This is a genomic window from Asanoa sp. NPDC049573, assembly GCF_040676615.1.
Classification (GTDB): Bacteria; Actinomycetota; Actinomycetes; order Mycobacteriales; family Micromonosporaceae; genus Asanoa.
In genome coordinates, this window is sequence record NZ_JBFAPI010000015.1 from 110,540 (window position 1) to 133,100 (window position 22,561).

Below are 22,561 nucleotides of genomic sequence, written 5' to 3' on the forward strand. Positions count from 1 at the left end.
GGCCAGCCTGGCTGGTGCGCGCCGGTCGCGGGTGGTGACCACCGCGGTGAGGTCCGCTGAGGTGGCCACCCGCGACCGGCGCGCGGTCAGTCGATTACGCGATGGTGCAGGTCGAGCCGTTGAGGGTGAAGGCCGACGGCGAGGTGTAGCCGCCGCCGTGGGTGCCCTGATAGCCGAAGCTGGTGCTGGCGCCGGCGGCCAGCGTGCCGTTCCACGTGAGGTTGCGCGCGGTGACCGCCGTGCCGGAGGTCGTTACGGTGGCGTTCCAGCTGTTGGTGATCGTCTGTCCACTCGGGAGGTTGTAGGTCAGGGTCCAGCCGTTGATGGCGCTCGTACCGGTGTTGGTAACCGTCACATCCGCGGTGAACCCGTTGTTCCAGGCGTTCGACGCATACCGCACGCTGCAGCCGGATCCGCCGCCGCCGGACGCCGAGGTCGTCACGGTGCGGCCCGCGGAGGCGGCGGACACGTTGCCGGCCGCGTCGCGGGCGCGCACCGAGAACGTGTAGGCGGTGTTGGCCGACAGGCCCGTCGCGGTGTACGACGTGCCGGTCGGGCTGCCGACCAGGGTGGCCGTGCCGCCGCCCTGCTGGCGATAGACGTCATACCCGGCCACCCCGACGTTGTCGGTCGAGGCGGCCCAGGAGAGTGCGACGCTCGACGCGGTGACCGCGCCGGCGGTCGGTTGGCCGGGCACCGAGGGCGCCTGCGTGTCCGAGCCGGTCCCGCCACCGTTCACCGCGGCCGAGAAGTTGTTCACTGCGAGCCCGACACCGCCGCTCCACGGCTCGAAGCCGGCCTGGATGCTGGTCAGATACCACGAGTTGGTGATGGCGCCGCGGTTTCGCACGTCGGCGATGAAGTCCAGCACGCTGAAGTTCCACGAGCTGATGGCCGACGGCGCGACGTACGAGATGACGTTGTTGGAGCCGTTACTGCCCTGCCAGACCTGCCAGCTCCGGCCGCCGATAGTCGTCGTGCCCACCACCCCGCCGATCGGTTGGATCGGTCCCTGGCGGTTGAACCAGATCATGATTTCCATCTGGTTGACCCCGTCGGTCCGTGGCGTGGGGTCGAGCCAGATGTCATACGCCGCGTCATAGGTGCCGCTGGTGTAGGTGTAGCTGATCGACGACGTGGCGCTGCTGATCCGGCTGACCTGCATCGGCAGGTTCGTGCCGGGCGAACAGTTGGTGTAGTGGCAGCCGAGGAAGACCGACGGGTACGACACCGGCGCTCCGTTGGTGGCCGCCGAACCCTGCTGGGTGGTGATGCTGAATCCCGTGTCGGTGACGTTGATGCACTGCTGGGCGCTGGTGCCCCAACGGTTGTTCTGCACCACGTAGCGGCCCTGGATGGTGGTCGAGCCGTACTGCTCACAGATCACCGTGTCGGCCTGGGCGGGGGACGCGACGACGAGCGCGCCGGACACGACCAGGACGGCGGTCGCGATGGCGCGGGCAAGTTTGCGCATGCTGCTCCTTCCAATGGTGAGGGAGGAGATGGGAGCGCTTCCATCGACATTAGGCTAAGTTCATGGTGCTGGATAGAGGTACCAACACCGAGTAATGTTCTGGCTTCAGTGCGTGGCCCCTCGACCACCTCGGAGGCTCCGTCCACATGCTCCCGTCAACGCTGCGCGTCCTCGTCGTCGGCGCCGGCATCGCCGGTCTTGCCGTTGCCAGGGCGCTCCGCCTGGCCGGTTACCACCCCGAGGTCGTCGAGAAGCTGCCTGCCAGCATGCTGCCCGGCGCCGGCATCTTCCTGCCCGGCAACGCCGCCCGGGCGCTGCGCGGGCTGGGGCTCGAGGAGTCGGTCCGGGCGCTGGGCGACGTCGTCGAGCGGCAACGCTTCCTCGACGAACGCGGCAGCGAACTCTGCGAGGTCGACCTCGGCAAGCTCTGGTCCGGCGTGGGCGAGTGCCGGGCGCTACCCAGGGCCGACCTGCAGCAGGCCCTGCTGGCCTCGCTCGACAGTGAGATTCGCTACGAGACCGCGCTGGCCCGCATCGACCTGCGCACCGACGGCGCTGCCGACGCTACGTTCGGTGACGGCTCTCTGGAGACCTACGACCTGGTCGTCGGCGCCGACGGCCGCAAGTCGGCGGTCCGCGCCCTCGCGGCGCTCGGCGGTCCGGCTCGCCCGGTCGGCCAGGTGGTCTACCGCAGCGTTGTCAGCGGCGGCCCGCCGATCGCCGAGTGGATCGCCATGCTCGGCCTACGCTCGGCGTTCGTCGTCATGCCGATGGGCGACGGACGCCTCTACCTCTACGCCGACGAACCCGGCACCAGCGCCCCGGCCGACCCGCTGGGCCGGCTCCGCGAGGTCTTCGGCGGCTTCGGCGCACCGGCGCCCGAGGTGCTCGACGCGGTCGTCAAGGTGCAGGTCGCCCTGACCGACGAGGTCGAGATCGCCTGCTGGTCGCGCGGCCCGGCGGTACTGGTCGGCGATGCGGCCCACGCCACGTCACCGACGCTGTCCGAGGGCGCGGCGATGGCGTTCGAAGACGCGGTCGTGCTGGCCGAGGCCCTCAACGCTTCGGGCTCGGTGCCGGAAGCGCTGCGCCGGTACGAGAGCCGGCGGCGCCCGCGCACCAAGTGGGTCCTGGACCGCACCCGCGACCGCGACCGCACCCGCGACGTCACGCCGGCCCTGCGCGACCCGCTGCTCCGCGGCAGGGGCGACCGCATCTTCCGCGAGCACTACCGCCTCCTCGTCGACCCAGCCTGACCACGCGGCGCCGGTTGTCGGGTCGGACCGGGTCTGGCCGCGCAGGCCCGGTCGTTGCCGGGTCTGACCGTCACCCAACCGGGACGCAGTCCTGGCCGCGTCGAGCCAGAGCGTCGCTGTCCGTTTGGTGTAGATCCGTGGTGACTGTGGCTGGCCCCCGACGACCGGGTTCGTGACGTCCCGCCCGCGCTCCGTGACCAGCGATTCAAGGCCATCTAGGAACCGATCCCGACCCACCACCGACCATCATTGACCGGCCCGGGGTCTCAGAGAGGTTTTCACCACCCAGCGCGGGACTGCTGAGATGCGAGGACTATTCTGCCTCCGACACAGACAGACGATGCGGAGGCCTGTGGTGACCACCGTTGCACCGAAGCCGATCGTGACCCGGCCCTGGCCGGTCCGCCAGCCGGTGAAGGGCTCGGCCTTCGCGCGCATCCTGCGCACGACCGACGCTAAGCAAATCGGGATCATGTATATGGTCACGAGCTTCGCGTTCTTCCTCATCGGCGGTGTGATGGCGCTGCTGATGCGCGCCGAGCTCGCCCGACCGGGGATGCAGTTCCTGTCTCCGGAGCAATACAACCAGCTGTTCACCATGCACGGCACGATCATGTTGCTGTTCTTCGCGACGCCGATCGTGTTCGCCTTCGCGAACTTCGTCGTGCCGCTGCAGATCGGCGCGCCCGACGTGTCGTTCCCGCGGCTCAACAGCTTCGCCTACTGGCTCTACCTGTTCGGCGGCTCGATCGCCCTCGGCGGGTTCTTCACCCCGGGTGGCGCGGCCGACTTCGGGTGGTTCGCCTACGCGCCGCTGAACTCCATCGAGAACACGCCGGGTGTTGGCGCCAACATGTGGATCGTCGGCCTGGCGATCTCGGGTCTGGGCACGATCCTCGGTGGCGTCAACATGATCACTACGATCCTGACGCTGCGTGCCCCGGGCATGACGATGTTCCGGATGCCGATCTTCACCTGGAACATCCTGGTCACTAGCCTGCTCGTGATCATGGTCTTCCCGCTGCTGGCGGCGGCGCTGTTCGCCCTCGCGGCCGACCGGCTACTCGGCGCACACGTCTACGACGCGGCCACCGGTGGGCCGATGCTCTGGCAACACCTCTTCTGGTTCTTCGGCCATCCCGAGGTCTATATCGTCGCGTTGCCGTTCTTCGGAATCATCAGCGAGGTCATCCCGGTCTTCTCCCGCAAGCCGGTCTTCGGCTACAAGGGTCTGGTCGGCGCGACGATCGCGATCGCGGCGCTGTCGATGAGCGTCTGGGCGCACCACATGTTCGCCACCGGCCAGGTGCTGCTGCCGTTCTTCAGCTTCCTGAGCTTCCTGATCGCGGTGCCGACCGGCATGAAGTTCTTCAACTGGATCGGCACCATGTGGCGCGGCCAGTTGAGCTTCGAGACGCCGATGCTCTTCGCGATCGGCTTCCTGGTCACGTTCCTCTTCGGCGGCCTCACCGGCGTCCTGCTCGCCAGCCCGCCGGTCGACTTCCACGTGTCGGACTCCTACTTCGTGGTCGCGCACTTCCACTACGTGCTGTTCGGCACGATCGTGTTCGCGGTCTACTCCGGCATCTACTTCTGGTTCCCGAAGATGTTCGGCCGGATGCTCGACGAGCGCCTCGGCAAGGTGCACTTCTGGCTGACCTTCATCGGCTTCCACACCACCTTCCTGGTGCAGCACTGGCTGGGCAACGAGGGCATGCCGCGGCGCTACGCCGACTACCGGCCGAGCGACGGGTTCACCACGCTCAACGAGGTCTCCACGATCGGCGCCTTCATCCTGGGCATCTCGACGCTGCCGTTCCTCTACAACATCTGGAAGTCCTACAAGGCCGGCCCGATGGCCCTGGCCGACGACCCGTGGGGCTACGGCAACTCGCTGGAGTGGGCGACCTCCTCGCCGCCGCCGTTGCGCAACTTCGACAAGATGCCGCGGATCCGCTCCGAGCGCCCGGCCTTCGACCTGAAGTTCCCGGAGCTCGCCGCCGGCCGCTCGGTCGCCGGCCCGCCGGAGGGTGGCGCCAAGCCGCTGACCAACGAGTCCGACGGCGGCGCCAGCTACGAGGAAGCAAGCGAACGCAAGTAGGACAAAACGGCGATCAGGGGGCGGCGCGACAAGCGTCGCCCCCTGATTCCGTTAGAAGATCAGCACGATGGCGGCCACACCGAGAATCACGTCGACGACGAAGCACCATTCGGCGTACGACCGCGGCACCACCCGGTCGGCCCGGTGGTGATACGCGTCCCACCCGGCGTGCGCCAGCAGCCCGATCGCGATGAGCAACCCGCCGACGGTGGGCGACCCGGCCTCGATCGCGATCACGGCGAGCCCCGCGAACAGCGCGGCCGCCACCGCCTGGATGCCGAACCCGGGCGCCCGCCGCGCGGTGCCGATGACCACGAAAACGACCAACGCCACCAGCAGGGCGTACGCCGGGTTCAGGCCGGACAACCGCAACGGCCCGACGGCGAACGCGCCGACGAGCACCGCCGGCCAGGTGATCCCCGGCCGGTTGAACGACGCCGGCACGAGATAGGCGAGCGGCGAGAGCACCAGCAGGAACGCGAGCCCGCGCACGTCGTCCAGGCCGTACAAGCTGCCCAGCACGACCGGGATCGCCAACAGGGTGGGCCAGCGGTGGCCCAGCCGGCCGAGCGTCGTGGAAGTCATGCCCCGACGGTGTCAGCGCACGCCGCCCGGCAGGAACGCCGGCGGAGTGACAGGTCCGAAACCCACGGATCGGCGGCCTAAGGTCAGGGATATGAACCCGCGTCACGTCGTCATGGTCGGCTACGACGGCGCCGAACTGCTCGACATCGCCTGTGTGACGTCGACGTTCAACCTGGCCAACGCCATCGGGCAACTGCGACCCGGCTACCAGGTGGCACTGGCCACCCCCGGCGGCCATCCGATCAGATGCGACAGCGGCCTGGTCGTGCAGGCCGAGCACGCCCTGGAGCGACTGACCGGCCCCCTCGACACGATCATCGTCTCGGGCGGTTTCGGCCACGAGACGGCCGCCGCCAACGCGGCCCTCGTCGCACACGTCCGCCGGCTGGCCCGCGACAGCCGCCGGGTCGCCTCGGTCTGCACCGGCGCCACCGTGCTCGCCGCCACCGGCCTGCTCGACGGCCGCCGGGCGACCACCCACTGGCGCTTCGCACCCCGCCTGGCCAGCCGCTACCGCGACGTCCGGGTCGACTCGGAGCCGATCTTCATCCGCGACGGCCGCCTGGCCACAGCCGCCGGCGTGACCAGCGCACTGGACCTGACCCTGGCGTTCGTCGAGGAGGACCACGGCCCCGACCTGGCCCGCCAGGTGTCCCGCGACCTGGTCACCTATTTGCAGAGACCGGGAAACCAGGCCCAGATGAGTGTGTACGTCGCTCCGCCCGCCCCCGACAACGACACCGTCCGCCGGGCGGTCGACCACGTGCTCAGCAACCTGGCCGCGGACCTGTCGACGGCCCGCCTGGCCGAGGCGGTCGGGGTGAGCCCGCGCCACCTCACCCGCCTGTTCCTCCGCGAGCTGGGTGACCCACCGGCCCGTTACGTCCGCTGCGCCCGCGTCGACGCCGCGGCCCGGCTGCTCGACTCGACCGACCTACCCATGCCCGAGGTAGCCACCCGCTCCGGCTTCGGCTCGGTCGAGGCGCTCCGCCAGGCGTTCGTCGCGCGCTTCCGCATGCCCCCGGCCAAGTTCCGCGCGGTGTGCCGCCGCCCAGCGAGCGAGCCGGCCGGCTGAGACGCACCAGGTCCGATCTCCGCGGCGCGCGTCGTCTCCGCCGGCGGCGACGCGGGGGCGACGGTGGCCACCCAAGCGCTGGGTCGCGGTCCGGGCAGCGCCTGCGCCAACCGAGACCCGCCCAATCCACCGCCGCAAGGGCGCGACGTGTGCACCGACCAGCGGGCGGCGACCCGGCGATCACCAGCCGGAGCCGGCCGAACGCTAGGTCCGCGCTTCGAGTGCACCGACCAGCGGGCGGCGACCCGGCGATCACCAGCCGGAGCCGGCCGAACGCTAGGTCCGCGCTTCGAGTGCACCGACCAGCCGGCGGCAGCGCGGCGATCACCAACCGGAGCCGGCCCAACGCTAGGTCCGCGCTTCGAGCAGCGCCTGAATCGCCAGCCGCGGCCCGCCGTTGCCCAATGCCTCGCGGGCCGCGACGTATGCGCTGACCAGCCGCCGATCGGCGGCGAGATCGCCGAAGACCGGAGTGAACTCCAGCAACGCGCCGGGGCGCGTGCGCTCCTGGGCGGCCAGCGGCAGCAGGTCGGCCGCCCGGCGGTCGACCACGGCGCCCGGGTTCGACTCGAGGTAGCGGCTCCACGCGGCCAGGACCAGAACACAGCAGTCGATCGGGCCGCCGCGGGCCAGTTGCTGGCGAAGCACCGGGATCAGGAACTTCGGCAGCCGGTCCGAGGCGTCGACGGCCAACCGCGCCAGGGTGTCGCGTACCGCCTCGCCGGCGAAGCGTTCGATCAATTCGTCGCAGTAGCGGGCGAGGTCGACCCCAGGCACCGGATGCAGGGTCGGGATGGCTTCGGTTTCCATGTAGCGGCGCAGGAAGCCGACGAAGAGCGGATCGCGGCACACGTCGTGCACCCACTCCCGCCCGTCGAGCAGAGCCGGATAGCTCATCGCCTGATGCGAGGCGTTGAGCAGCCGCAACTTCATCAGCTCGTAGGGTTCGACGTCCGGCACGAGCTGCACACCCACCGACGCCAGGTCGGGCCGGCCAGCCGGGAACTCGTCTTCGACGACCCACTGGATGAAGCTCTCCGACTGCAGCGCCCACCGGTCGTCGATACCGAAGTCGGCCCGCACGGCCTCGCGCGTGGAAGCCGTGGGCACCGGGGTGATCCGATCGACCATCGAGCACGGGAAGCTCACCGCGGCCTCGATCCACCGGGCCAGCTCCGGGTCCCGGGCCCGGGCGAACGAGACGAGCGCCTTCCTGGCGACCTGCCCGTTGCCTTCCATGTTGTCGCACGACAACACCGTGAACGGCGCGGTGCCCGAGGCGCGGCGCCGTCGCAACGCCTCGGTGAGATACCCGAAGGCGCTGTGCGGCTGGGTGGCACCGGCCAGGTCGCGCCGGGTGAGCTCGTCGTGCGGGTCGAACTCCCCGGTCGCGTCGTCGATGCCGTAGCCGCCCTCGGTGATCGTCAACGAGACGATCCGGGTCGACGCGGCCGTGAGCACCTCCAGCACCGCGGCCGGGTCGTCCGGCGCGAACAGGTAGCGGATCAGCGTGCCGATCACCCGCGACTGTCGCGTCCCGTCCGGGGCGCACGACGTCAGGACATACAGGCCGTCCTGGGCCTGGGCCGCGTCGCGGGTGGCCGCGTCCTGCGGCAGCAGCCCGACACCGCAGACACCCCAGCCGGTCTCGCCGGTGGCGGCGACAGCATCCAGGTAGGCCTGCTGATGGGAGCGATGGAAGCCGCCGACTCCGAAGTGGACGATGCCGACCCGCAGCGCCGACCGGTCATAGGCGGGGGTCGCCACCCGCGGGTCGAGCCGGTCGAGGGTCGCGGCGCTCAGCGGGGTCACGGCCTCACCACCGCCCGGTCACGCAGGAAGGCGAGCGCCGACGCCGCCGTGTGCAGCGCGCGTGCGGCGGCCGGCACCCGGTCGGTCATGTCCGCCCAGCCGTGCGGCAGGGAAGGCGACGGCAGGTAGACGGTCGGCACACCGGCCTCGACCAGCCGCGCCGCGTACGCCCGGCCCTCGTCGTGTAACGGGTCGAACCGGGCCGTCGCGATGACCGCGGCCGGTGAACCGGTCATCTCGCCCCGGAAGACCGGTGCCGCGGACGGGTCGCGCCGCTGGTCCGGCATGGCATAGGACCGCCAGTAGTAGTCCATCGCCGTGCTGGTCAGGTGGTATCCCGAGGCGAACCTGCGGTAGGACTCCGAGTCCTGCCGGGGATCCAGCGCCGGGTAGAGCAGCAGTTGGCCGTCGACCACGTCGGCGAACTCGTTGGCCATGGCCGCCGCCAGGTTCCCGCCCGAGCTGTCGCCCGCCACGCCCAACCACCGGGGCCGCCGGCCGGCCGCCCACCTGACGACCGCGGCACAGTCGGCGACCGCCGCCGGGAACGGGTGTTCCGGAGCGAGGCGATAGTCGACCGAGACCACGGTCGCACCGACGACGGCGCAGATCGAGGCGGCGATGGCGTCGGCCGTGTCGAGACCCCCGACGACCCAGCCGCCCCCGTGCATGTAGACGACGGTGTCCTGCGGGTCAGCGCCCGGGTAGATCCGCACCGGCACCGAACCGATCGTGCGGTCTTCGCCGCGGATGCCGGTCACCGGCGAACCCGGCTCCCGCAGCCAGGCGATCGCCGCGGCGAAATCCTTGCGGACCTGGGCGGGGTCGGAGTCGGAGGCGACGGTCAAATCGCGCGCGAGGTGCTCGATGACCAGCGCGGCGTCGGAATCGAGGTCGGGCGTATCCACAGGACAACTCCAGGCACGGTCACGGGGCGAGGGCTCGCTGCAGAGCGCGTACCTGGATGTCCAGGCACTCCAGGCCCAGCCGAGTGGCATCGAACGAATCGAAGGAATGGAACCCGCGACCAAAATGATGGAGATCGACGGGTACGCCGGCACTGGCCAGCCGGGTCGCGAAGGCCAGGCCCTCGTCCCGCAGCGGGTCGAATTGAGCGGTGATCATCAGCGTCGGCGGGAACCCGCTGACATCCGGGGCCAGCGCCGGCGACGCGAGTGGCGGGACCGGCCCGTCGGTCAGGTAGAGACTCCACAGCCGGTGTGCGGTGTCGGCGATGAGCACCGGCGTATCGGTGAGTTCGTTGACCGACGCCGTCTCGAGCCGGGCGTCGAGCACGGGAAAGAGCAGCATCGCGAAGACGGGGGAGATGCTCGGATGCTCCGCTGTCCACAGTGCCATGCCGGCGGCGAGACAACCGCCGGCGCTCAGCCCGCCGAGAGCGACCCGCGACGGGTCGCAGCCGAGCGCCGGCGCGTGTTCGACGATCCACTCGAGCGCGTCCTGGCAGTCTTCGATCGCGGCCGGGAACGGATGCTCGGGTGCGAGCCGGTAGTCCACGGCGATGACGGCGACCTGCGCCTCCCGCGCGTAATGGATGCAGCGGTTGTCTTCGCTGTGCAGCCCGCCGGTCACGAAGCTGCCACCGTGGATGAACAGCAGCACCGGCAACGTCGAGCGCTGCCAGCGGGTCGACCGGTAGAGCCGCAACGGCAACGTCGACCCGTCCCGCCGCTTGGCCGCCAACTCCACGATCTCGACGTCGTCGGCGCTGCGGGTGGTCTGCGTCGCCAGCGTCCGCTCCAGCTCGCGGGCGGCCGCGAGGTCGTCGAGCGTGATCCGCGGTGACAACACCTGCATCGCCGCGAGTTCGGGATCGACGTAGCGGGCCTGGACCTTCCAGTTGGTGGTCATCGCCTCAGCCCCGCTTGTAGAGACGCTTGCGGCGCAGGTGGTCGATGGCCACGGCACCGATCAGGATCGCGCCGACGATGACGTTGTTGTAGTCCGGCGGCACCTGGGCGACGATCAGCGCGTTGTCCACAGTCGACAGCAGCAGGGCGCCGAACGCGACCCCGGTGATGGTGCCGAGCCCGCCGAACAGGCTCACCCCGCCGATCAGGACGGCGGTGACCACGTTGAGCGTGGTCGTCGCGCCGCCGGCCTGCACCTGGCCCGCGCCGACCCGGGCGGTGTAGATGATCCCGGCCAGCGCCCCGGTCGCTCCGGCGATCGCGTAGAGCGCGAGGTCGAGTCGTACGACGCGCAGACCGTTCTGGATCGCCGCCTGCCGGTTGCCGCCCAGGGCTCGCACGTTGATCCCGAACCGGGTGCGTTCCAGCAGGAACCAGCAGACCACTCCGACCGCGACGGCATAGAGAACGACGCTGGGGATACCGAGCACGTCGCCCTGTCCCAGCTTCGTGAACGAGTCCGGCAGCGGCAGCACGTCGTCGCCCTGCGACACCTGGGTGTTCAGCCCGAGCAGCATGAAGAACGTGCCGAGGGTCGCGATGATCGGCGGGACGTGCAGATACGTGATGATCAGGTGGTTGACGACCCCGAGCAGCGCGCCGACGGCCAGGCCGAAGGCCACCGCCAGCGGCCAGGGCACGTCGCGGACCAGCAGCAGGCTGGTGCTCAGCGCGCCGAGCGTGAACACGCCGCCGACGGAGAAGTCCAGCCCGCCGCCGATGGTCAGCAGCGACGCGCCGCAGGCCATCACGAAGTAGATGACCGAACTGCGCAACAGTTCGAGCACGTTGTCGCTGCTGAGGAACGCGTGGTTGCGCGTAAAGGCGACCAGGCCGATGACCACGATGACGAGGACGAGCGTGAACTCCTGCCGCAGCAGCACTCTCGACAGGATGCCGCGGTGCATCGGCTGCGGACCGGCCGCGACCGCGGGTGACTGGGTGACGGTCATGCCGCATCCTTCTGGCCTGGGGTGGAACGCTCGTCGCCGGGGAACGCCCCGGTGATGAGCCCGACGATTTCGTCGCGGGTGGTGTCCGCCGTCTTCCGGGTGCCGACGCTGACGCCGAGCCGCAGCACCGTGATCCGGTCGGCGTGGGCGAACACGAACTCGAGGTCGTGGCTGATGCAGACGACGGCCTTGCCGGCGGCCCGCAGCTCTTCCATGATCGTTCCCACCCGGGCCGACTCCTGCACGCCGAGCGCCGCCGTTGGCTCGTCGAGCAGCATGAGCGGCTTGTTCATCCGCACGGCGCGGGCGATGGCGATGATCTGCCGCTGCCCGCCGGAGAGCAGCCCGACCGGCGTGTGGACGTCGCCAACCCGGACCTTGAGGTCGCTGAGCACCTTGGCCGCGTCGCGGGCCATCCGCTGCCGGTCCAGGACGATTCCCCAGCGGCGCGGCAGGCTACCGAGCGAGAGGTTCTGCGCGATGTCGAGGCACTCGACCAGGGCGAGATCCTGGTAGACCACCGCGACGCCGAGATCCCGTACCGTCGTGGCGTTGTGTCTCAGCTCGACCAGCTGTCCGTTGAGGTGGATCTCGCCCGCGTCCGCCTGGTGAATGCCCGTGACGATCTTGAGCATGGTCGACTTCCCGGCACCGTTGTCGCCGACGATCGCGTGGATCTCACCGGGCCAGGCCGCGAAGTCGACGTGCTCGAGCGCCTGGACCGAACCGAAGCTCTTGGCGATCCCGCGCAACCGCAGGGCGGGGTCGCTCATCCCCAGCCCTGACCGAGCAGGGTGGTGAGGTCCTCCTTGGTGCCGATCTTCTCGTCGGCGTCGATGTGCGCGGCCACCGTCTTGCCCTCGGCCTTGTCCGCGACCGCGTCCAGCACGGTCTTGCCCTCGTCACACAAACCCTGCAACCAGGCGCCGTACGCGATCCCGTCCGCGATCGCCTCCTTGCCGCCGTTGTCGGCGCCCGACGCGACGAAGGAGACCTTGCCGACCAGGTTGCGGGCCTTGATCGCGGCCACCACACCGGGTGTCACCGAGCCCATGTGGCTGGCGATGATGTTGATCTCGGGGTGCGCGGTCAGCAGCGCGTTCGCCTGGTCCAGCGCCTTCGCGGCGTCGTCGTTGGTGTAGACGGTCCCGACGATCTTGACGTTGCTGGTGGCCTTCGCGGCCGCCGTCACCCCGTCGGCCCACTGCTTGGCCTGGCCGGTGTCGCTCTGCGCCATGAGGCCGACGTTCTGCTGGCCCGGGCGCTTGGCGATCGCGTCCACGTACATCTTGCCGAGGTCGGTGTAATTCGGTCCGACGACGACGTCGCCGCCCTCGCCGTACAGCGTGCCGGTGATGATCCCGGCCTTTTGTGCCTGTTGCAGGACCGGCGTGAACGCGTCGCTGGCCGGGAAGGTGATGATCGCGCCCTTCTTGTTGGCCGTCGCCTGCTGGATCTGCTGGATCATCTTCGTGGCGTCCAGGGTGCCGCCGGTCGGGCCGCTCTCGGTGAACTCGATGCCGCGGGCCTTCGCCGCGTCGGCCATGCAGTCGCCGATGGTGCGCCACGCCGGGTACTGCGGGAGCGGGTTGACGAACTCCGCCGTCTTCAGCGGCCCACCGGTCGTCGCGGCGGTCGTGCTGTTCGCCGGCGCGGTGCTGTCTTTATCGGGGTTCGCGGCGCAGGCGGCAAGAGCCAGGGCGCAGGCGCTGATGGCGATCAGCCGGTACGGTCGTCTGGACATGGAAGATCCTCTCGGCCGTACGAGACGGCTAGGGGTGGTGTGGAGAAGATGATCTGAGTCTCGCCATGGTGGGCGCGTGACAACATCGGAACCTGGCTGAAATCGGGTCCCTCAAATCCGCCAGATGGCGGAATCGCCTCACTGGCTGTGCAGCCGCCAGAAGATCAAGGCTGTCCGGGCCCGGTAACGCCCCACGGCGGTGGCCAGGCTCATGCCGAGCTGTCCGCTGAGGGCCTGTGCCCGGTAGTTGACACTGCTGTGGTGCATATGCGCGGCGGTGGCCGCTTCCCGCAGCGAACTCGACGCGCAGATGATGTCGAGCAGGTCGAGGTCTTCCTTACCGCGGCGGCCCGCCGCGATCGACCCGACCGCCTGCACGTCGGCGAGCTGCCGGATGCCGTCGTGGTCGAGCCCGTCGAGCGCGAGCAGGCAGCCGAGGTCGGCGGTGTCGATGAGGGCCGGCCAGGTCGGCGACATCGCCGCGAACCGCAGGCCGCGATGGGCGGCGCGCCACGAGACGTCGGCCCGCTCCGCCGGCACGACGGGCCCGATGCAGCCGGTGGTGCCGTCCGGCAGGGTGACCGACGCCGGCAACGGCGACCCGATGACCGCGGCGCTGGTGCCGCTGAGGGCGGTCAGGCCGACCAGCCCGCCGAAGGCCGCACGCAGCTCCGGCATCCGGTTGGCGAGGTCGGCGCTGGCCACGGCGACGACCCTGACCTGCTGGCCGGGCCGGAACCCGAGTAGCCGGGCCGCCCGGCTGGCGTCGGGCTCCGAGATCCCGCCGCCGAGGAGGTACTGCACGATGGCCGGGTCGGCGGGCCCGGACAGCGGGCCGCGCTCGGGCGGCCGCCGCCTGGCGTGAGCAGCGGCGACGGCCAACGCCATCCGCTCCATGATGAGGTCGTCCCAGTCGCGTTCGGTGTCGCCCTCGGGGCGGGCGAGCCAGACCCGGCCGATCTCGGCGTTTCCGTGTACGACGGGCCGGGAGACGGTCCGCGGCCCGATCTCCTGAGCCGGCCGGCCGGCGGGCGTCATCGCGCACGCGACGTCGTGCAGGTCGTCTTCCGCGCCGGCGGTGGCCTCGGCGAGCACGGCGGTCGCGCGGGTCACGGCCTCGATGTCGGCGTCGTGCCGGGTGAGCTGGTCGAAGAACTCGATGATGCGCAGGGCACGTTCGGCCGCGGAGTCGATCGTCGACACCCACCGCAGCAACCCTTGCACGCGGGCACTGTAACCCCAAGATCTGAGATTTTGACCGCCGGATGGCGGACTCGAGATCCGCTTGTAGCCGCGCCCGCCAGCAGAACCGGACGCCCGATGCGGGGGAGGGAGCTGTGCGTTTATTTCCGGACATCAGCGCGCTCGCGAAGACCCGGACCGCCCGTCTGGCCGCCGCTCATGGGCGGCCGCGTCGGCCTCGGCGGTGCGCGGCGATGTTCGGGCCGGGTCCGATCGCGGGCACCGGACCATGGTTCCGCGCCGCTGCCAGCGAATGCCCCGGCGAGCGTCGTGGCGTCGCTCGGAGCTGGCGGCCGGGGGCCGCTGCCCGCGAATGCCCCGGCGAGCGTCGTCGCGTCGCTCGGAGGTGGCGGCCGGGGGCGAAAGCCCCGACGAGTCGCGTGGCGTCGTCTGGCGGTGTCGGGCGAGGCCTCGCGGTGTGGGTGGCGTCGACGGCAGCCATCCGATCAGGCCCGGCGAGCCCGACGAAGGCCGCGGCCGTCAGTCGGAGACGGCCAGTGACGGCTCGTTGGTGCGTTGCGCTGGCGTGGTCGGTGTCGACGGTGGCCGTCTGATCAGGTAGATCGGCAGCACCGCGAGGGCGACCAACAACCCGGCCGCGCCGGTCGCTACGAAGCCCCACCGCGGCGAGGTCATGTCGATCACCCAGCCGGCCAGCGGCGCGCCCAGGGCCAACCCGACCGTGATGGCCGACCCGTGCAACCCCATCGCCTCGCCGCGGACCGACGGTGGCGCCAGGTGGCTGACCGCGTCGGCCGCGGCCGCCAGTGCGGGCGCGCACAGCGCACCCGCCGGGATCAACGCCAACGCGACGAGGAACCACTGCGGCCCGGCCAGCGCGACCAGCAACGTGCCGAAGGCCAGCACCGACAGCAGCATCAGCGGTGACGGCACCCGGCGCAACGAGCCGTAGACGAACCCGCCGACCAGCGAGTAGACGCCCCACAGCGCAAGCACGAGACCCGTCCAGCTGACCTGCCCGGCCTCGCGGAGAACCGCGACCACGGTCACGTCGGTGCCGCCCAGAACCAGGGTCGTGGCCACGGCGATGGCCAGGATCGCCACCATGCGGGCCGACAACCACGAGCGGCGCGACGGCGCCACGCCATCGGCGGGCGACTCCTCGTCGGACGAGCGGACCGGTGGGTTGAAGACGAACAGGGCCGTGCCGGACAGCACCACGCCGGCACCGACCGCGAACATCGTCGCGTGCGGTGACACCGACGTGGCCAGCAGCACGGCCAGTGCCGGACCGACCATGAAGGACAGTTCGACCGACATCGAGTCGAGCGCGTAGGCCGGGCGGCGGTGTGCGGGCGGCACCAGCGCGGCCAGCGACTGGCGCACGACCGAGAAGACCGGCAGCATCAGCACGCCGCCGACCAGCGCCAGCACGAGCAGCACCGGGTAGGGCAGCGACCCGGCCACGGACCAGAAGACGCCCTCCGCGACGGTGCAGATCGCGAGCACCGGGCGCAGCCCGCGCCGGTCGACCAGGCGGCCGAGCAGTGGCGCCCCGATCGCCGCGCCGACCGTCGAGGCGGTGCCGACCAGGCCTGCGGCGAAATAGCCGCGGTGCAACTCGAAGACGACGTGCAGGGTCAGCGTCACGCCGGCCGCGACGGACGGGACGCGGGCCAGGATGGCGACGACGAGCAGCGGGCGGACCCCGGGCAGCCCGAGGACCGCCCGGTAGGGAGCCAGCCTCATGCGGGGCGGACGACGGGATTGCCGACGAGCGTGACGCCCGCCTCGCGCAACCGCTCGACGGCGGCCTCGGTGGTGTCGGGCAGCACGCCGGCGGTCAGGTCGAGCAGCACCGTGGTCTTGAAGCCCTGTCGCACCGCGTCGAGACTGGTGGCCTGGACACAGTGGTCGGTGGCCAGCCCGACGACCTCGACCTCGTCGACCTGGCGCTCGCGCAGCCAGGAGGCCAGGTCGACGCCGTCTTCGGTCTTGCCGTAGAAGCCGCTGTAGCCGTCGTCGTATTGACCCTTGTGGAAGATCGCCTCGATCGCGCCGGCCTCCAGGTTGGGGTGGAGATCGGCGCCGGGCGTGCCGGCGATCGTGTGGCGCGGCCAGGTGGTGACGAAGTCGGGGTGGTCGCTGAAGTGGGCGCCCGGGTTGATGTGGAAATCCTTGGTCGCCACGACGTGGTCCCACCGGTCACGCCAGCCGATCAGGGCACGCGAGATGTCTGAGGCGATGCTGGCACCGCCGGCCACCGCCAGCGTGCCGCCCTCGCAGAAGTCGTTCTGCGTGTCGATGATGATCAAGGCGCGACTCATGCTCAAACCCTAACGCGCGGGTACGACAGTGACCGGCACCGCCGGATCGCCGGCCGACAGCTTGAGCCCCTCCCACGGGATCGAGATCAATCCCTGCCGCAGGTGTTCCCGGGACTCGGCCAGCGACGGCGGGTCGACCGGCTCACCGGCGGCCAGGAAGGGGCGCTGCAAAAGCCGGTCGCCGGTACGCGACTCCGGCGCGCCCTGCGCAACCACGATCTCCTCGGTCGCCGTGCCGGTCGGCTTGTGCCGGCGCACCGCGACCTTGCGGCCGCCCACGGTTGCCTTGTGTTCCGAGCGCTTCACGACCGGCCGCCCGTCGACCTCGACCAGCTTGTAGACCAGCCCCGCGGTCGGCGCGCCGGAACCGGTGACCACCGAGGTGCCGGCGCCGTAACTGTCGACCGGCTCGGCCGCCAGCGCCGCGATCGAGTATTCGTCGAGGTCACCGGACACGATGATCTTGGTTTCGGTGGCGCCCAGCGAGTCGAGCAACTCGCGCGAGTGCTGCGCCAGTGCCGACAGGTCACCCGAGTCGATCCGGACCGCCCGCAGCTCCGGACCGGCCACCGCGATCGCGGTGCGGATGCCCTCCGCGATGTCGTAGGTGTCGACGAGCAACGTGGTGTTCTTGCCGAGTGTCGCGACCTGTGAGGCGAACGCGCTGGCCTCGTTGTCGTGCAGCAGCGTGAACGCGTGCGCGGCGGTGCCCGCCGTCGGGATGCCGTAGCGCATCCCGGCCGCCAGGTTGGAGGTCGACGAGAAGCCGGCCAGGTAGGCGGCCCGGGTGGCGGCCACCGCGGCCTCCTCGTGCGCCCGGCGCGAGCCCATCTCGATCAGTCCGCGACCGCGGGCGGCGGTCACCATCCGCGCGGCGGCCGCGGCGATCGCGCTGTCGTGGTTGAGGACCGAGAGCACGAGCGTTTCCAGGAGTACGCACTCCGCGAACGTCCCGGAGACGGTGAGGATCGGGGAGCCGGGGAAGAACAGTTCGCCCTCGGCGTACCCTTCGATGTCGCCCTGGAAGCGGAAACCCGCGAGCCAGTCGGCCGTCGGCGCGTCGACGACGCCGTGGTCGCGCAGGTAGCTGATCTCGTCGCCGGTGAACCGGAACTCGCGAAGCAGGTCGATCAGGCGGCCCGTGCCGGCCACCACGCCGTAGCGACGGCCCGGCGGCAGCCGGCGCGCGAAGACCTCGAAAACGGACTGCCGGTCGGCGGTGCCGTCCTTGAGCGCGGCACTGACCATCGTCAGCTCGTAGTGGTCGGTGAGTAAGGCGGGGTGGCCCATGGTCATCCCCCCAGCCTAGGAGGAGGGCCGGATCAGGCGTCGGGAACCATCCGCAAAGCGCCTCCGAGCTGCCCGCGACCGGCTATGCCCAGTTTCGCGTACACCCGTTGCAGATGGTTTTCGATCGTGCGGGTCGACAGGTAGAGCTGGGCGGCGATCTCGCGGCTGGACACACCGGACGCGGCGAGCCGGGCGATCTGGCGTTCGCGGTCGGTCAACGCCGGCTTGGACAGGCCGAGCGCGGGGGTACGCAGCATGTCGCAGTGGGTCAGCAGGTCACCGACCAGCTGGGTGGCGGAGGCGGCGTCGCCGGTACGCGACTCGCGGAACCGGGTGGCGGCGCCGGCGGCGGCCTCGGCCGCGTACACCCAGAGGCCCTTGGCCTTGAAGAAGTCGGCGGCCAGCAGCAGGTCGGGGCCGGATCGGCGGGCGGCCGCCTGCGCGTGCGTCGCCATGATCTCCGGCAGGTCACCGTCGAGCGTGCCGGCGAGCTCGGCGAGGCGGTCGGCGACCGTCTGTGCCGGGTCGTGCTCTTCCGGCCACCCGATCCGGTCGGCGGCCAGGCCCAGCCGCACCAGGTCGTGCAGCGCGAGCACCTCGTGGCCGGCCAGAGTGTCGGCGCGCAGCCGCCAGACCAGCCGGCGAAGCAGGTCGGCGGCACCGGGCAGGTCGCCGGCGGCGGCCACGACGGCGGCCCGGGCCTGCTCGCGCCACGGGTAGAGGATCGCCATGATCGGCGCCTGCGCCTCGTCGGAGTCGGCCATCGCCGCGCGGGCCTCGTCGACCTCGCCGCGCATCGCGTGGGCCTGGGCCCGCTCGGCGTGGGCCAGGCCGGCGTAGATCCGGCTGGTCGCCAACACCGCGCAGGCCTGCACGCTGGTGCGCAGGGCCTCGGCGGACTGGCCGCGCAGCCGGGCGGCCTGCGCGCGCAGTATGGACAGATAACCCGAACCGAGCCGGAAGTCACCGGCGTCGGCCAGGTCGGCGAACTCGTCGGCGACGATCGCGTCGATGCCGGCCACGTCGCCGATCAGCGCCAGCCGGGTGCCGCGGGCCAGCTCGAGGGCGAGCTGGAGGTAGGGCATGTCGGCTCGCCACAGCGGTGCGTCGGCCTGGACGCTCGCGATGGCGCGCTCGCTGGCCCGCGACTCGCCCTGTGCGGCCTGCAGGTGGGCGATCGTGCACTGGGCCAGGCCGCGGGCGGCCACCGAGGCGGCCGGCCGGTCGAGGATGGACCGGGCGATCTTCAGTGCCGCGGCGCTCTCCAGCCGGTGCAGCCGCATGATGGCCTCGAACGAGCGGACCCGGCACTGGTCGGCCGGGTCGGTCAGCGCCTTGGCCTCGACAGCCAGCTCGTCGGGGGTCGACTCGCGGCTCAGGCCCCAGTTGCTGACCAGCCCGCGGACCACCAGCCAGCGGGCCCGGCGGTCGTTGGAGGTGGCCTGCTTCTCGACCGCGTCGAGCACGGCCAGCCCTTCCTGCGGCTGGTCGCTGAACATCATCATGGTCGACAGCAGCTCGGCCGCGTCGAAGCCGCCGCCGGCGTCGAGCGCGGCCCGGGCCAGCCGGGTGGCCAGCGGCACGTCGAAGCCCGCGAACGCCTGCGCGCCGGCCATCAGCAGCTGCGCCGGGTCTTGCGCGGTGCCGGAGTCGAGCCGCCAGACCGCGACCCGCAGCAGGTCGTCGCGGCGGCGGGCACCGGCCGCCTCGACCAGGTCGGCGAGCTGGGCCTCGAGCCGCCGGGTGCGCACGGTCGGGCAGCGGCGGCGGACCACCTCGCCGTAGAGCGGGTGGTGCAGCCGGACGTTCTTGCGGCGATCGCTGTCGACCACCCGGATCAGCCCACGCTCCTCGGCCACCTCGACGTCGGCCGGGTCGGTCGCCTTGATCAGCAGGTCGAAGCCGATCGGCTCGCCGAACGCGGCCAGCTCGACCACCCCGCGTACTCCGGTGGTGAGCTCGCCGATGCGGGCGTCGATCAGGTCGGTCAGGCTCGGTGCCAGCTCGAGCCGGCCGGTCCACCGGTTCATGCCGAACTTGTTGGTGAACTCGCCGGCCTGCTTGGCCGCCAGCACCAGCTCGCGGAGGAACAGCGCGTTGCCCTCGGACAGCTTCCAGAGCCGCTCGGCGCTGGCATGGTCGACCGGGCCGTCGAGCATCTGGGCCAGCAGACCGCCCACGTCGTCGACCGACATCGGGTCGAGCTCGACCATCTCGACCAGGTCGTCGGTCCACAGCGCCGCGATCGGATGCGGGAACTGCTCGCCGCTGCGGAACGTGCCGAGCACGGTCGCGCCCTCGTCGCGGGCCATCAGGTAGACCAGGGCGGCCGACGACGGGTCGAGCAGGTGGGCGTCGTCGATCGCCAGCACGATCGGCCGGCCGGCGGCCTGCTGGTTGAGCGCCTCGACGGCCCACCGCAACAGGGCGGCGGCGGTCAGGCCCGGCGGCTGGTCGGTGGGCAGCACCTGGGCCAGCCCGCCGAACGGCAGCGAGGCGGTCGCGAGGTTGGCGGAGGCCGTCCAGACGGCCAGTCGATCAGTGTCGAGAAGGGCCACACCCTCGCGTAGCAGGCGGCTCTTGCCGATGCCCGCACTGCCGCCAAATATGAGCCCTCTTCCCCTTCCACCCGAGGCGGTCGAGATGAGACGGTTGAGCTCTGCGGCACGGCCGACAAATCTCCACGGACCCATCACCGCAGCATATAGAGAGTAATGGCGATGGGTACTCCCCGTAACGGGTTGAAGTTGAGTAGCGCGCTCGGTCGGCATTGAGTAGTGGTGGACCTGTCATGTTAGGTGGCGGTTCGCATAGCGTTCCGGTGCTCGACGGAATGCGGACGGTGATCGCCGCGCGCAGGTCAGATCAGGGAGGCGCAGGCATGGGCTCAGACACGCTCGATCGGCTGACCGGGGCAGAGATCATCTCCCTGCCGCATCAGCGGCGCACGCCCAGCCGGTTGCGTGGTCCGGAGCTCGAGCCGATCCCCGACGAGCCGTTGGCCGTCGTCGCACTCGGCGCCCGCGGCAGCGGCCGCAGCGAGGTGGTCGCCGCGTTGGTCGGCGCCGTCGGCCCCCTGCTCGACGTGCCGCCGGCGAGCTACCTGGTGGTCAACCACGGCCACGGCAAAGACGTCTGCTCCTACCTGCCCGGCGCCCGCAAGGCCCACCCGTTCCGGGTCGTCCCGCCGGTCGACGAGCCCGCCGCCGCCCGGCCGCCCCGCCGGGTCGAGCTGAGCCTGCCCGACCCGCTGCTGCGCCACTTCACCCTGGTCGACGCTCCCGACACCGAGCATCTCGGCGTCGCCGGCGGCCGGGTGCTGCACGACGCCGTTGCCCGCGGCGGCGCGGTGATGTACGTGTTGAGCGCCGGCCAGCTACCCGGCCGCTTCGAGCTCGACATCCTCGGCGAGGTCGCCCAGACCAACGCCGCCGTTTTCTTCGTCGTGACACCCCGCGCTGACGGCAGCTGGTACGCACCGGCGCCCGCGCTGTCCACGAGCGACCTCGACCTGCTAGCGCTCGGCGAGGTCGCGCCCGGGCTCGGCGGCGACGACCCGGCCGCAGGCGCGGTCGAGGCACAGCGACTGGCGATCGCCACCGCTGTGCCGGCGCTGGCAGAAGCGCCGTGGTTCGCCGTCGACCCGGGTGCGGGCGACACCGCATTCCTGCGCCGCGCGCTCACCGAGTGGGCCGCCGAAGAGGGCATGCGCCGGGCCAGCGACAACCCGCCCGTGCCGCCCAACGCGATGCGCACCGTCCGGGTCGCCGAGGGTGCACACGAGTCCGACTGGGCCGAGCGACTAGACAAGGCCGCCCGGGCCGAGACCCACCTGGTCCGCCAGCGGCTGTCCATCGAGCTGGCCAACATCCACCTGCGCTGTGTGCAGGAGATCGTGTTCGGCACCGGCCCGGCCGGCCTGCCCGAGACGCTCGACCGCGAGATGCACGCCCTCTCGCTGCGGGCCGTGGCCGAGTGCGACGCGGCCGTCGACCGCCTACTAACCGACGCCGCCACCCAGGTCTTCGGCGCCCCGCCCGACGAGGGCATCCGGCGCCGGGTGGCGGCCGGAGTGCGGCGCGGGCTCGCCGACGACCGCAACGCCCGTGACCTCGACAAGGTCCTCCTGATCACCAGCACGGCCGGCGTGGCCACGGTCGCCGGCGCCGGCGCGGTCACCGGCCTGGCCGCCTACCCGGTCGAGCCGGGCCGCACGATCCTCCCGTCGGTCGGCGTCGGGCTGGCCGGTGGTTGCTACGGCCAGTGGCGGCTCGCCGGGGCCGCCGACACCAACCGGGCCCGCTCGTGGGCACAACGGTCGATCCGCAGTGTCGAGCTCGAGCTGCTCCGCGAGATCTCCCGCCGGCTCGACGCCACCCACAAGGCCCTGGCCGGGGTGCTGGCCGAAGCCGTCGACCACGGGATCCTGCTGGCCTGATCGGGGCCCACGACAGATGAGGGCTAGTGAGGCGCATGTGGCGGTCGTCGGTGCGTCGATTTGCTCGTACGATGGCGGTGTGGCAGCCCCGCAGACGACCCCCGTGCAGTCGCCGGATGTCGAGACCCTGCCGGCGACGGACCGTCCCTGGATCACTGTCGTCCATGACGATCCGGTCAACTTGATGACCTATGTGACCTGGGTCTTCCAGAAGCAGTTCGGCTACACCCATGACAAGGCCCAGGCGCTGATGCTCGACGTGCACAACAAAGGCCGCGCGGCGGTCTCCGCGGGCGCCCGCGAGCGGATGGAATATGACGCTTCGTGCCTGCACGGCTACGGCCTCTGGGCGACGGTCGAGCAGCCCTGACC

18 protein-coding genes are annotated in these 22,561 nt (G+C 71.1%); 5 read left to right on the forward strand and 13 right to left on the reverse strand.

The features are described 5' to 3' along the window. Positions 1–94 precede the first annotated feature (94 nt). A complete protein-coding gene (locus AB0J74_RS28620; protein WP_363453318.1) occupies positions 95–1,474 on the reverse strand; it encodes a cellulose binding domain-containing protein in 1,380 nt (459 codons plus the stop codon). Positions 1,475–1,620: 146 nt separating this feature from the next. On the opposite strand from AB0J74_RS28620, the gene AB0J74_RS28625 reads away from it, so the two are divergent. Together AB0J74_RS28625 and ctaD are read left to right on the forward strand one after the other, a co-directional pair. Further along, on the forward strand, positions 1,621–2,730 hold the full coding sequence (locus AB0J74_RS28625; RefSeq protein ID WP_363453320.1) for an FAD-dependent monooxygenase: 1,110 nt from the start codon (positions 1,621–1,623) through the stop codon (positions 2,728–2,730). Positions 2,731–3,085: 355 nt separating this feature from the next. Continuing rightward, entirely contained in the window at positions 3,086–4,831 is a 1,746-nt protein-coding gene (gene ctaD, locus AB0J74_RS28630; RefSeq protein ID WP_363453322.1) for a cytochrome c oxidase subunit I, read from the forward strand. A gap of 51 nt (positions 4,832–4,882) precedes the next feature. On the opposite strand, the gene AB0J74_RS28635 is transcribed toward ctaD, so the two are convergent. Beyond that, positions 4,883–5,416, reverse strand: coding sequence for a hypothetical protein (locus AB0J74_RS28635; protein ID WP_363453324.1), 534 nt, complete (start codon positions 5,414–5,416; stop codon positions 4,883–4,885). Between the two features lie 91 nt (positions 5,417–5,507). Between AB0J74_RS28635 and AB0J74_RS28640 the strand changes: the two genes are divergently transcribed. Continuing rightward, a complete protein-coding gene (locus tag AB0J74_RS28640; RefSeq protein ID WP_363453326.1) occupies positions 5,508–6,491 on the forward strand; it encodes a GlxA family transcriptional regulator in 984 nt (327 codons plus the stop codon). A gap of 348 nt (positions 6,492–6,839) precedes the next feature. Here AB0J74_RS28640 and AB0J74_RS28645 read toward each other — a convergent pair whose 3' ends face one another. From AB0J74_RS28645 to AB0J74_RS28695, 11 genes are all read right to left on the reverse strand, one after another. Next, positions 6,840–8,303: a mannitol dehydrogenase family protein gene (locus tag AB0J74_RS28645; protein WP_363453328.1), complete on the reverse strand. Its 1,464-nt coding sequence runs from the start codon at positions 8,301–8,303 to the stop codon at positions 6,840–6,842. After that, positions 8,300–9,211 carry an alpha/beta hydrolase gene (locus tag AB0J74_RS28650; protein ID WP_363453330.1) on the reverse strand — a complete coding sequence of 304 codons (912 nt, stop codon included), beginning with the start codon at positions 9,209–9,211 and terminating at the stop codon, positions 8,300–8,302. Before AB0J74_RS28650 ends, AB0J74_RS28645 begins: the two co-directional genes overlap by 4 nt. A gap of 19 nt (positions 9,212–9,230) precedes the next feature. After that, complete coding sequence (locus AB0J74_RS28655; RefSeq protein ID WP_363453332.1) at positions 9,231–10,175, reverse strand: alpha/beta hydrolase; 945 nt, start codon at positions 10,173–10,175, stop codon at positions 9,231–9,233. A gap of 4 nt (positions 10,176–10,179) precedes the next feature. Continuing rightward, complete coding sequence (locus tag AB0J74_RS28660) at positions 10,180–11,187, reverse strand: ABC transporter permease (protein ID WP_363453334.1); 1,008 nt, start codon at positions 11,185–11,187, stop codon at positions 10,180–10,182. Then, positions 11,184–11,960 (reverse strand): ATP-binding cassette domain-containing protein, encoded by a 777-nt coding sequence (locus AB0J74_RS28665; protein WP_363453336.1) that lies wholly within the window; start codon positions 11,958–11,960, stop codon positions 11,184–11,186. Before AB0J74_RS28665 ends, AB0J74_RS28660 begins: the two co-directional genes overlap by 4 nt. Continuing rightward, entirely contained in the window at positions 11,957–12,931 is a 975-nt protein-coding gene (locus AB0J74_RS28670) for a sugar ABC transporter substrate-binding protein (RefSeq protein ID WP_363453338.1), read from the reverse strand. The genes AB0J74_RS28665 and AB0J74_RS28670 overlap by 4 nt, the downstream gene beginning before the upstream one ends. A gap of 138 nt (positions 12,932–13,069) precedes the next feature. Then, a complete protein-coding gene (locus tag AB0J74_RS28675; protein WP_363453340.1) occupies positions 13,070–14,155 on the reverse strand; it encodes a hypothetical protein in 1,086 nt (361 codons plus the stop codon). A gap of 498 nt (positions 14,156–14,653) precedes the next feature. Then, positions 14,654–15,883 carry an MFS transporter gene (locus tag AB0J74_RS28680; RefSeq protein ID WP_363453342.1) on the reverse strand — a complete coding sequence of 410 codons (1,230 nt, stop codon included), beginning with the start codon at positions 15,881–15,883 and terminating at the stop codon, positions 14,654–14,656. Beyond that, positions 15,880–16,461, reverse strand: coding sequence for a nicotinamidase (locus AB0J74_RS28685; protein ID WP_363453344.1), 582 nt, complete (start codon positions 16,459–16,461; stop codon positions 15,880–15,882). Before AB0J74_RS28685 ends, AB0J74_RS28680 begins: the two co-directional genes overlap by 4 nt. Before the next feature lie 9 nt (positions 16,462–16,470). After that, positions 16,471–17,757 carry a nicotinate phosphoribosyltransferase gene (locus AB0J74_RS28690; RefSeq protein WP_363453346.1) on the reverse strand — a complete coding sequence of 429 codons (1,287 nt, stop codon included), beginning with the start codon at positions 17,755–17,757 and terminating at the stop codon, positions 16,471–16,473. A 26-nt stretch (positions 17,758–17,783) separates the two neighbouring features. Then, a complete protein-coding gene (locus tag AB0J74_RS28695; protein WP_363453348.1) occupies positions 17,784–20,444 on the reverse strand; it encodes a LuxR C-terminal-related transcriptional regulator in 2,661 nt (886 codons plus the stop codon). A 188-nt stretch (positions 20,445–20,632) separates the two neighbouring features. Between AB0J74_RS28695 and AB0J74_RS28700 the strand changes: the two genes are divergently transcribed. Then, a complete protein-coding gene (locus tag AB0J74_RS28700; protein WP_363453350.1) occupies positions 20,633–22,189 on the forward strand; it encodes a hypothetical protein in 1,557 nt (518 codons plus the stop codon). A 79-nt stretch (positions 22,190–22,268) separates the two neighbouring features. After that, a complete protein-coding gene (clpS, locus tag AB0J74_RS28705; protein ID WP_363453352.1) occupies positions 22,269–22,559 on the forward strand; it encodes an ATP-dependent Clp protease adapter ClpS in 291 nt (96 codons plus the stop codon). Positions 22,560–22,561 lie beyond the last annotated feature (2 nt).

What these genes read in the sequence shown, in the direction of transcription:
- AB0J74_RS28620 (WP_363453318.1), bottom strand. Translation starts at nt 1,474, where the DNA reads ATGCGCAAACTTGCCCGCGCCATCGCGACCGCCGTCCTGGTCGTGTCC.
- AB0J74_RS28625 (WP_363453320.1), top strand. Translation starts at nt 1,621, where the DNA reads ATGCTCCCGTCAACGCTGCGCGTCCTCGTCGTCGGCGCCGGCATCGCC.
- AB0J74_RS28635 (WP_363453324.1), bottom strand. Translation starts at nt 5,416, where the DNA reads ATGACTTCCACGACGCTCGGCCGGCTGGGCCACCGCTGGCCCACCCTG.
- AB0J74_RS28640 (WP_363453326.1), top strand. Translation starts at nt 5,508, where the DNA reads ATGAACCCGCGTCACGTCGTCATGGTCGGCTACGACGGCGCCGAACTG.
- AB0J74_RS28655 (WP_363453332.1), bottom strand. Translation starts at nt 10,175, where the DNA reads ATGACCACCAACTGGAAGGTCCAGGCCCGCTACGTCGATCCCGAACTC.
- AB0J74_RS28660 (WP_363453334.1), bottom strand. Translation starts at nt 11,187, where the DNA reads ATGACCGTCACCCAGTCACCCGCGGTCGCGGCCGGTCCGCAGCCGATG.
- AB0J74_RS28665 (WP_363453336.1), bottom strand. Translation starts at nt 11,960, where the DNA reads ATGAGCGACCCCGCCCTGCGGTTGCGCGGGATCGCCAAGAGCTTCGGT.
- AB0J74_RS28670 (WP_363453338.1), bottom strand. Translation starts at nt 12,931, where the DNA reads ATGTCCAGACGACCGTACCGGCTGATCGCCATCAGCGCCTGCGCCCTG.
- AB0J74_RS28680 (WP_363453342.1), bottom strand. Translation starts at nt 15,883, where the DNA reads ATGAGGCTGGCTCCCTACCGGGCGGTCCTCGGGCTGCCCGGGGTCCGC.
- AB0J74_RS28685 (WP_363453344.1), bottom strand. Translation starts at nt 16,461, where the DNA reads ATGAGTCGCGCCTTGATCATCATCGACACGCAGAACGACTTCTGCGAG.
- AB0J74_RS28690 (WP_363453346.1), bottom strand. Translation starts at nt 17,757, where the DNA reads ATGACCATGGGCCACCCCGCCTTACTCACCGACCACTACGAGCTGACG.
- AB0J74_RS28695 (WP_363453348.1), bottom strand. Translation starts at nt 20,444, where the DNA reads ATGGGTCCGTGGAGATTTGTCGGCCGTGCCGCAGAGCTCAACCGTCTC.
- AB0J74_RS28700 (WP_363453350.1), top strand. Translation starts at nt 20,633, where the DNA reads ATGGGCTCAGACACGCTCGATCGGCTGACCGGGGCAGAGATCATCTCC.